This window comes from Photobacterium sp. OFAV2-7 (assembly GCF_022347985.1).
Classification (GTDB): Bacteria; Pseudomonadota; Gammaproteobacteria; order Enterobacterales; family Vibrionaceae; genus Photobacterium.
In genome coordinates this window covers 1-8,169 of record NZ_JAKRFQ010000127.1, presented here as the reverse complement: position 1 = coordinate 8,169, position 8,169 = coordinate 1, and the positions used below count along the sequence as shown (strand labels likewise).

Here is an 8,169-nt window from a genome sequence, read left to right as displayed (position 1 = left end):
GTGGCGGGGATCCGTGCGGTTGAAATCGGCTCATTGCTGCTTGGCCGCGATCCTGCGACGGGTAAGCAACATCCGTGTCCTGCCGAGTTGCTTCGCCTGACTATCCCGCGTGCAACTTACACCCAGACTCATATGGACTTCATTATCGAGGCCTTTGAAGAAGTGAAGAAGAACGCGGCAAACGTGAAAGGGCTGGAGTTCACCTACGAGCCTCCGGTACTTCGTCACTTTACGGCACGCCTCAAGGAAGTTGAGCCTGTGAAGCCGGCAGTAAAGACGCCGGAAATCAAGGTACTGGAAGAAGCATAACAACCTTAAAAGAGCGCCCCGACGGGCGCTCTTTTCCTAAACACAGACATAAAAAAACAGTTTAGGTTCATGGTTCCAATAACGTGAAATTAGAAGAGTGACTGAATTATGGATAAAAGTCCGTCGTTAGTGGTAAGTGATACAGTGAAGGAAAAGCATCCGTCGTTAATTGGCGGGGCATGCATTATCGCCAGTGTTTGCGTCGGGGCCGGAATGCTCGGTTTGCCCAGTGCCGGCGCAGGGGCATGGACAATCTGGTCCGTATTGGCGATCACATTGACTATGGTCGTCATGACAGTGTCGGGATGGATGCTGCTGGAGGCCTTTAAACATTATGACTTAAAGGTGTCGTTCAACACGGTAACGAAAGACATGCTTGGTGATAAGGCCAACATGTTTAATAACCTGATGGTGTATTTTGTCGGCGGGATATTGCTCTACGCCTACATCACCTCTTCCGGCCTTATCCTTCAGGATGTGTTGGGCATCGACAGCAAAATCAGTTCAGTTTTGTTTGTTCTGGTATTCTCGGCTTTCGTGTGGCATTCAACACGAGCAGTAGACCGCATCTCTGTTTTGCTCATTATATTTATGGTCTTAAGCTTCGCGTTCGGTGTGTCAGGGCTCGCCGTTAAGGTTGATATGTCCGTACTGTTTGACAGTATTAATGAGAAAGCAAACTATGCACCTTACGCAATGGCTATGCTGCCTGTCGCGCTGACATCCTTTGGTTATCACCACTCGGTTTCGTCGATGCGTGCCTATTACGGGGATGAAAGCAAAGCCAAGAAAGCGATTCTGGGCGGCACCACGATTGCACTTGGGCTGTACTTCCTGTGGCTATTCAGCATTTTTGGCAACTTGCCTAGAAACCAGTTTGGCCCGGTGATCGAGCAGGGCGGTAATGTGGATGCCTTACTGACCGCGCTGGGCTCTGTGATTGAGTCCGAAAAAGTAGCGAATGCGATCAATGCTTTCTCGATGGCGGCCATTCTGTCTTCATTTATCGGGGTTGGGCTCGGGGTGTTTGATTACCTGGCTGATCTGTTCAAATTTGAAGATACCAGACAAGGTCGTGCAAAAACCTGGGCGGTGACCTTCCTGCCGCCTTTGGTTATGTCACTGCTGTTCCCGTTTGGTTTTGTGATTGCCATTGGTTATGCCGGCGCTGCCGCAACGGTGTGGACCTGTATTATTCCGGCCCTGCTGGTCAGAAAGTCGAGAACATTAGCAAATGGTCGTGAAGGTTTCCGGGCTCCGGGTGGCCAGATAATGATTGCGGTGGTGATAGGCTTCGGGATATTAACTGCGGTATTCCACTTTATGGCGATGCTGGGTATTCTTCCGGCGTTTACAGGCTAAGAAAACATTAGTCGATATTACTTGGGATTGGTTATCTTATTTGGATGTTGCCTGTGCAGAGAAAGATAGCCAATTTTTATCGGAAATATTCACTATTAACCTATAGTTTATAAACTTATAGTTTATACCCACAAACCACTCTTTCTGGCCGCTATCATGATGTTTAAATGTATGATAAATTCTAGGCCGTATCAGCGCGACTCAATATGTAATTTCGATATGAATTGCGAGCTGAAATCTAATGACAATTACCTTTAACTGCCATTAACAAAAATAAAAATACTGCCAAATTGTGTTGTTCATTCTCTCTTCCTGAGAAATACAGTTTGGACTGTTTCTAAATAAAGTAATACCTGAGCTATCTCCATACTCGCCGCGACGAGTTTCTTGAGGCACTTCGGTATTTAGAAAGGAAAACATTATGCGCGGCATTCTATCTATTCAATCTCATGTGGCATACGGGCATGCAGGCAATAGCTCGGCGGTTTTTCCGATGCAAAGAATGGGATTTGAAGTATGGCCAATTCATACTGTCCAATTTTCCAACCATACCCAATATAAACAAGGTTGGACTGGGCGTGCCTTTTCAGCGTCAGATATCGATGAGCTGGTTCAAGGCCTTGATAATATTGATGCATTATCGCGTTGTGAGGCGATTCTTACCGGTTATCAAGGAAGTGCAGAACAGTGTGAGGCGGTGATCAGAACTGTCGAAAAAGTGAAGGCTCAAAATCCGTCTGCGATTTATGTCTGCGATCCTGTAATGGGCGCGCCAGATAAAGGGTGTATTGTGGCTCCCGGTATTGCGGAACATCTGGTCAATGACCTTATGCCTATCGCTGATGTCATCGTGCCAAACCAGTTCGAGCTCAGCCAATTTGCGCAGATGGAAATCAACACCCTTTCTGATGCTGTGACAGCCTGCCATATTGCTTTGGAAAAAGGGCCTAAGGCTGTGCTTGTTAAGCACCTGTATTGCATTTCTGACAACAAGTTCAGCATGATGCTGGCTACCCGCGAAGGCTGTTTTCTTGCCCAGCGTCCCCATCTGCCGTTTGAACTGCAACCTGTCGGCGTCGGTGATCTGATTTCTGCCGTCTTTACCGCCGGTTTGCTGAAAGGCAATTCGCCAAGCGAGGCTTTCCAGCATTGCCATGATGCCTGTTACGGGGTGCTTAAACGCACGCAGCAACAAAATGAATGGGAGCTGCAAACCGTTCTGGCGCAGAACGAACTTGTCGAACCAAGCGAAACATTCCCAGTTGAAATGCTTGATGTGCAACTGACGTCTGCTTAACACCAACGCCGGGAACAACATTTATCTAGTGATCCCTATATCAAAAAGGCTCTGAGTTTTGGCTCAGAGCTTTTTTATCGGCATGTCCCGTCCGGATCCTCGACACTGTTTGGGCATGGTTTCAAGGCTTGGTGAAGGCGGTTAGTTCTTAGTCAGTTTCACCGGCTGGCTGATCAGGCGGGCAATCATTTTATTGATGGCAACCATCTGTGGTGCTTCTTTGCTGTAATAGTTATACGGTGGCAAGTTATTGGTACTGTAGCCCCAGAAATCCCAGCACCCTTTCGGGTTCATGGGATTTAGCGATGATTTTTTAACCTGTGGGAAGAGCACAATCGTACTGTTGGTATCGGCCGCTTCCAGATACCCGGTTTCTTTTACATAGGTGGTCCCGATCACTGAGACTCCCTGCTCACAACCATGCACCGCAACGTGGACCTTGCATTGCTCGGTCTGGCAGTTTTCCGGCACATAGACAAAGGCGGTCTCGTTCATGCTCGTCAGCGGATCGTCAAAGAAGACACTCTGATCAAACTCAATCAGCTCGCCAGTTAACGTTTTGGCCGCAGGTTTCTGATTACCATAGATATGCTTGAGAATACGCTGGGCCTGTGGAATGTCGCAGTCGTTGATAAACGGTGATTTCGTTTTGCTACACGGGGTATCATTTTGATCTGTGGTGATAAAGGCGTGGCCTGCATCCACGTGGTTGTTGTAGAGGATCTGGTCATCGCCGACGCCGAGTTTCTGGTAGAACTCCGCGGTGGTATCGACCACACCGGTGACGACAGTTTCGTCACTGGCACCCGAGAAGATATACACCTTGTCATCTTTCAGGTTGTCGACAGGATCGATTTTGCCGATACGGGCGGTTTGCTTGGCAAGATCGACCAGAAAAGCACTGTTCGGATACATCATGGACGGACAACCGACAATACTGCCTTTGCAGGGATTCATACAGGTCGTGGTAGCGGTCAGGATCGGCGTGATGAACGGGTTGCTAAAGGGATTGTTGCCAGCACAGTTCCATGGCCCCCCGGCAACAATTCCGGCACCGACCAGTTCTTCGGAATAGGCGACGTGAAACTGGGCTGCCATGAAGGCACCGGAAGACAGTCCGGAGATAGAGGTCGCGTCGGGGAGCGCGTTCAGGGCCGGTAGTTCTGTTTTTGCCGCAAGGGCATAGTTACTGTAAGTAGTACTTAATAAAGCACTGAATAAAACAGACAACAGAGCAAGGGTGAGCTTAAGTTCCTTTATCATTTTTGTCTCCTGATAAATTAGAATATTAACAAAAGGTTAGTGATTGATATGTTTATAGAATGCTGGGCTATAAGCTGAAGAAAGAATATGCAGACATAAGAATATTTACGTTTTGGCTTATGCCTTGATAAGGAGGATTTGCGAGTGAGACAGGATTGTGAAGTGATAGGTGCCGGGGGTTTGCAAGGAACGTTAAACTAGCTCAAATAAATATACCCAAACGACTACAAGATGCACTCACTCTGAATCCTGCATCTTGAGGAAGCTTGGGTATAAGCGGCCCGAGATTATTCGGGGGCGCTCTGTTGTCTGAAGGCTGTGTTAGTGACTGGCCTCTATGTCATCGGCTTTGCGAAAAGCGGCATGGGTGCTGAGCTGCTTGGCGTAAACGGCAATGTTGGGGAAGCTGCTCAGTGTGTTGTTGTTCGCTAATATCTCGACAATAAAGGACATCATAATGTCTGCCCCGGTGAGTTTGTCGGCCACCAGGTAGCGTTTTCCCTCGAGTGACTGGTCAAAATAGCTGATGACCTTAGCTATCTCGGCATCGGCATAACCGGCGAGGAAGTTGGTTTCACAACCATCTTTGTCGACGAACAGTTTCAGCAGCAAAGGGAGAATGGCTGAGCTCTCGGCAAAGTGCATCCATTGCGAGTACTCGATATATTCCTTCGTTCCTTTTTGTGGCGACAATAGTCCGGCAGCATGCTTGTCGATGAGGTATTCAGTGATCGCCCCGGACTCGGCAATCACCATACCATCATCTTCAATGACCGGCGATTTGCCCAGAGGGTGAATAGCTTTTAGCTCTGGCGGTGCCAGAAACGTCACGCTATCGCGCTGGTATGGCACAACTTTGTAGTCAAGCCCTAGTTCTTCCAGCAGCCAGATAATACGCTTAGAGCGCGATTTATTAAGGTGATGCAGTGTAATCATGGTTGGCTTCCTTTTCGTGCTTATAGTGGCTGGTTAACCTGGATCACCAGTTTGCCGAAGTTCTTGCCTTCCAGCAGGCCGATAAAGGCTTCCGGTGCCTTATCAAGCCCTTCTACCAAATGCTCCCGGTACTGGATTTTGCCTTCGGCTAGCCACTGGGTCATGTCCTGAGCAAACTCGTTGTAGCGATGTGCGTAGTCATCAAAAATGATGAATCCTTGCATCTTGATCCGCTTGATCAGCAGTGTGCCCATCAGCATCGAGAGACGGTCCGGTCCATCTGGCAGCGAAGTTGCGTTGTACTGGGAGATCAAGCCACATACCGGTACGCGGGCTCCGGTGTTGAGCAATGGCAGCACCGCGTCAAAGACCTTGCCACCGACATTTTCAAAATAGACATCGATACCCTTGTCGCAGACAGCCTGGAGCTGTTGTTCGAAATCCGCCGCCTTGTGATCGATACACTCGTCGAAGCCCAACACCTCTTTGGCGTAGCGGCACTTCTCTTCGCCACCGGCTACCCCGATCACCCGACAACCTTTAATTTTGCCGATCTGGCCAACTGTCGCACCCACCGGACCGGTTGCCGCAGCGACTACCAGCGTGTCACCTGGCTTTGGCTGGCCGATATCAAGCAAGCCCATATAGGCTGTAAAGCCAGGCATACCCAATACGCCTAATGCGTAGGATGGGGCGGTCGGTTGTTTCCCTAGTTTAAGCAGACCTTCGCCATCAGAAATGCCGTAACTCTGCCAACCTGTGTAGGCAAGCACCCACTCACCGATTTCAAACTCAGGGTTGTTTGACTCGACAACCTGACACACCGTTGCACCGACCATCACATCATCAACGGCAACAGGATCGGCGTAGGATTTGGCATCGTTCATGCGCCCGCGCATGTAGGGATCCAGCGAGAGGTATACACTGCGTAGCAATACTTCGCCCTCTGCCGGAACGGGCTTTTCAATGTCTTCCAGACGGAAGTTTTCCGGAGTAGGGGCACCGACTGGTCGGGAGGCTAACACAATACGTGAGTTGGTCTTTTGCGTATCTGTCATCGTATATTCCTTTTGAATTTCAGTTATTGTGACCTGCCTATAGTTTTTGATTAGACCGGTCGTCTAGTAATTATTTAAAAAAATCCCCATCATCATACTGACGGGGGATTTAGGTTCGTTAGTTGCTTAGCGGGTAGCTTTACCTACCAATATGTTTTGGGTCGTTCTCATGGCCAGCTCCAGACTTGCTTGATCCTGTGTGAGCTTTCTCATCAGGCTGGCACCAATCCACAGATTATAGAGTAGCTGGGCGGTTTCCTGGCTATCGTTTACTGTGATGGAGCCGTCTTGCATACCGTCATTAATACACTGGCGGATAGCCGAGATAATACTCGTGGCACCTTCTAGTAGCGCCAGACGCATGGGCTCGGAAAGATCTGAGACTTCAGCTGTCAGTTTGACCACCAGGCATTTCTGCGCACCACAGACACCATCTTCAACGTCGACCCAACGCTGCCAGTAGCTGATAAGGCGATCGTAAGCGGTGCCGTTATGGCCACTGAACAGCAAGGTATCAAGCCGTTTAAGGTAGTTGGCAAAGTAGTCCTGGATCAAGGCCTCACCAAACTGCTCTTTGGATTTGAAGTAGTGATAAAACGAGCCTTTTGGTACTTCGGCATGCTTTAACAGCTGTGACAGACCAACATTCGAAAACCCTTTGGCGACGATAAGTGCGTAACCGGTATCCAGAATATGTTGGCGAGTTTCATTTGTTTGTGCGTTCATGGCGGTAAGAGTAAAGCAAACTAGACCAGTCGTCTAGCCCTGTTTTTCGTCTTTATTGACTTGAGGTATATTCACATTGCATTCATCTTGTAATGAATATGATTGTCATTAATTTCATTCAGTGTCAGGTATTTCCATCATGGCAGTAAGAAAACTTGCAGCAACCAGCCTTGTATTGCTAACCCTATCGGGGTGTATTGGGCAGACGGCCGATCCGATGCTGAAGCCATCGGCTGCGCTTGCCGATTATAAGCAGGGCTCTTTCCAGGAGTTCCTGGACCAAACACGCAGTTGGCTTGAGCGTAACCGGGTTTTTATTACCGAGCAGCATCAGCATCAGCAGGAGCTGGAGCTGGTTATGCCATTTGAGCTCAAGCCGGATACCCCTCCGAAAGGCGGAGTGCTGCTGGTCCACGGGTTGGGTGATTCACCGTTTTCTTATGTCGACATTGCCAAGGATTTGGTTGCTCAAGGCTATCTGGTTCGTACTGTCTTGTTGCCCGGCCATGGCAGTAAACCAGCCGACTTAATGCTGCCGAATTACGAAGACTGGCAGTCGATTGTCAGCCATCATACGCAGTTGCTCGCGGATGAAGTGGGTGAGGTCTGGCTCGGTGGCTACTCAACCGGAGCCAATCTGGTGACCCATGAAGCGCTTGGCAATGATGATGTTGCCGGACTTTTGTTGTTCTCGCCTGCGTTTAAACCCAAGAGCGAGACCGTTCGTTTTGCGTCGGTTGCCTCCTGGTTTGTCGATTGGGCTGATATCGACGAGGAGACAAACATGACGCGCTATGATTCGTTGCCGATGAATGGCGCAGCCGTCTATTACCAAACCTCAGAAGTTGTCAGAGAGGCATTGCAGAATAAGCAATACACCAAGCCGGTCTTTATGGCTGTCAGCGAAGGCGATAGTGTGATTGATACCGATAAGGTGTCGACTATCTTCCGTGAAAACTTTACTCATCCCAACAGCCAACTCGTGTGGTATGGCGATAATCCACCGACCGGTGAGCGGGTGGCAAGCTTTACCATGAACCTGCCTCAGCAGCGGATCAGTACCGGCTCCCATATGGGATTGTTGTTCTCGCCCGATAATGTATTTTACGGTACTGAGGGTAGCCTGAGAGTTTGTAACAACGGCCAGAGTGAGGCGCAAACCCAGGACTGTCCGCAGGGGGCTGAAACCTGGTTTTCTGGCTGGGGATACACAGAGGC

8 protein-coding genes are annotated in these 8,169 nt (G+C 49.2%); 4 read left to right on the top strand and 4 right to left on the bottom strand.

The window, feature by feature from the left end; translation table 11 throughout:
- The 3 genes from MHN01_RS09495 to pdxY all read left to right on the top strand — a co-directional run.
- On the top strand, positions 1–309 hold a 309-nt coding region (locus MHN01_RS09495; RefSeq protein ID WP_239411132.1), incomplete at its 5' end, for a beta-eliminating lyase-related protein.
- Positions 310–417: 108 nt separating this feature from the next.
- Positions 418–1,671, top strand: coding sequence for an aromatic amino acid transporter (locus MHN01_RS09490; RefSeq protein ID WP_239411131.1), 1,254 nt, complete (start codon positions 418–420; stop codon positions 1,669–1,671).
- A gap of 421 nt (positions 1,672–2,092) precedes the next feature.
- Positions 2,093–2,968: a pyridoxal kinase PdxY gene (gene pdxY / locus MHN01_RS09485; RefSeq protein ID WP_239411130.1), complete on the top strand. Its 876-nt coding sequence runs from the start codon at positions 2,093–2,095 to the stop codon at positions 2,966–2,968.
- A gap of 141 nt (positions 2,969–3,109) precedes the next feature.
- Here the strand turns inward: pdxY and MHN01_RS09480 are convergent, their stop codons facing one another.
- From MHN01_RS09480 to MHN01_RS09465, 4 genes are all read right to left on the bottom strand, one after another.
- Positions 3,110–4,231, bottom strand: coding sequence for a poly(3-hydroxybutyrate) depolymerase (locus tag MHN01_RS09480; protein ID WP_239411129.1), 1,122 nt, complete (start codon positions 4,229–4,231; stop codon positions 3,110–3,112).
- Positions 4,232–4,552: 321 nt separating this feature from the next.
- Positions 4,553–5,167 carry a glutathione S-transferase family protein gene (locus MHN01_RS09475; protein ID WP_239411128.1) on the bottom strand — a complete coding sequence of 205 codons (615 nt, stop codon included), beginning with the start codon at positions 5,165–5,167 and terminating at the stop codon, positions 4,553–4,555.
- A 20-nt stretch (positions 5,168–5,187) separates the two neighbouring features.
- Positions 5,188–6,225 (bottom strand): NADP-dependent oxidoreductase, encoded by a 1,038-nt coding sequence (locus MHN01_RS09470; protein WP_239411127.1) that lies wholly within the window; start codon positions 6,223–6,225, stop codon positions 5,188–5,190.
- 126 nt (positions 6,226–6,351) lie between these two features.
- Positions 6,352–6,951: a TetR/AcrR family transcriptional regulator gene (locus MHN01_RS09465; RefSeq protein ID WP_239411126.1), complete on the bottom strand. Its 600-nt coding sequence runs from the start codon at positions 6,949–6,951 to the stop codon at positions 6,352–6,354.
- Between the two features lie 139 nt (positions 6,952–7,090).
- Between MHN01_RS09465 and MHN01_RS09460 the strand changes: the two genes are divergently transcribed.
- A partial coding sequence (locus MHN01_RS09460; RefSeq protein WP_239411125.1) for a carboxylesterase occupies positions 7,091–8,169 on the top strand: 1,079 nt, incomplete at its 3' end.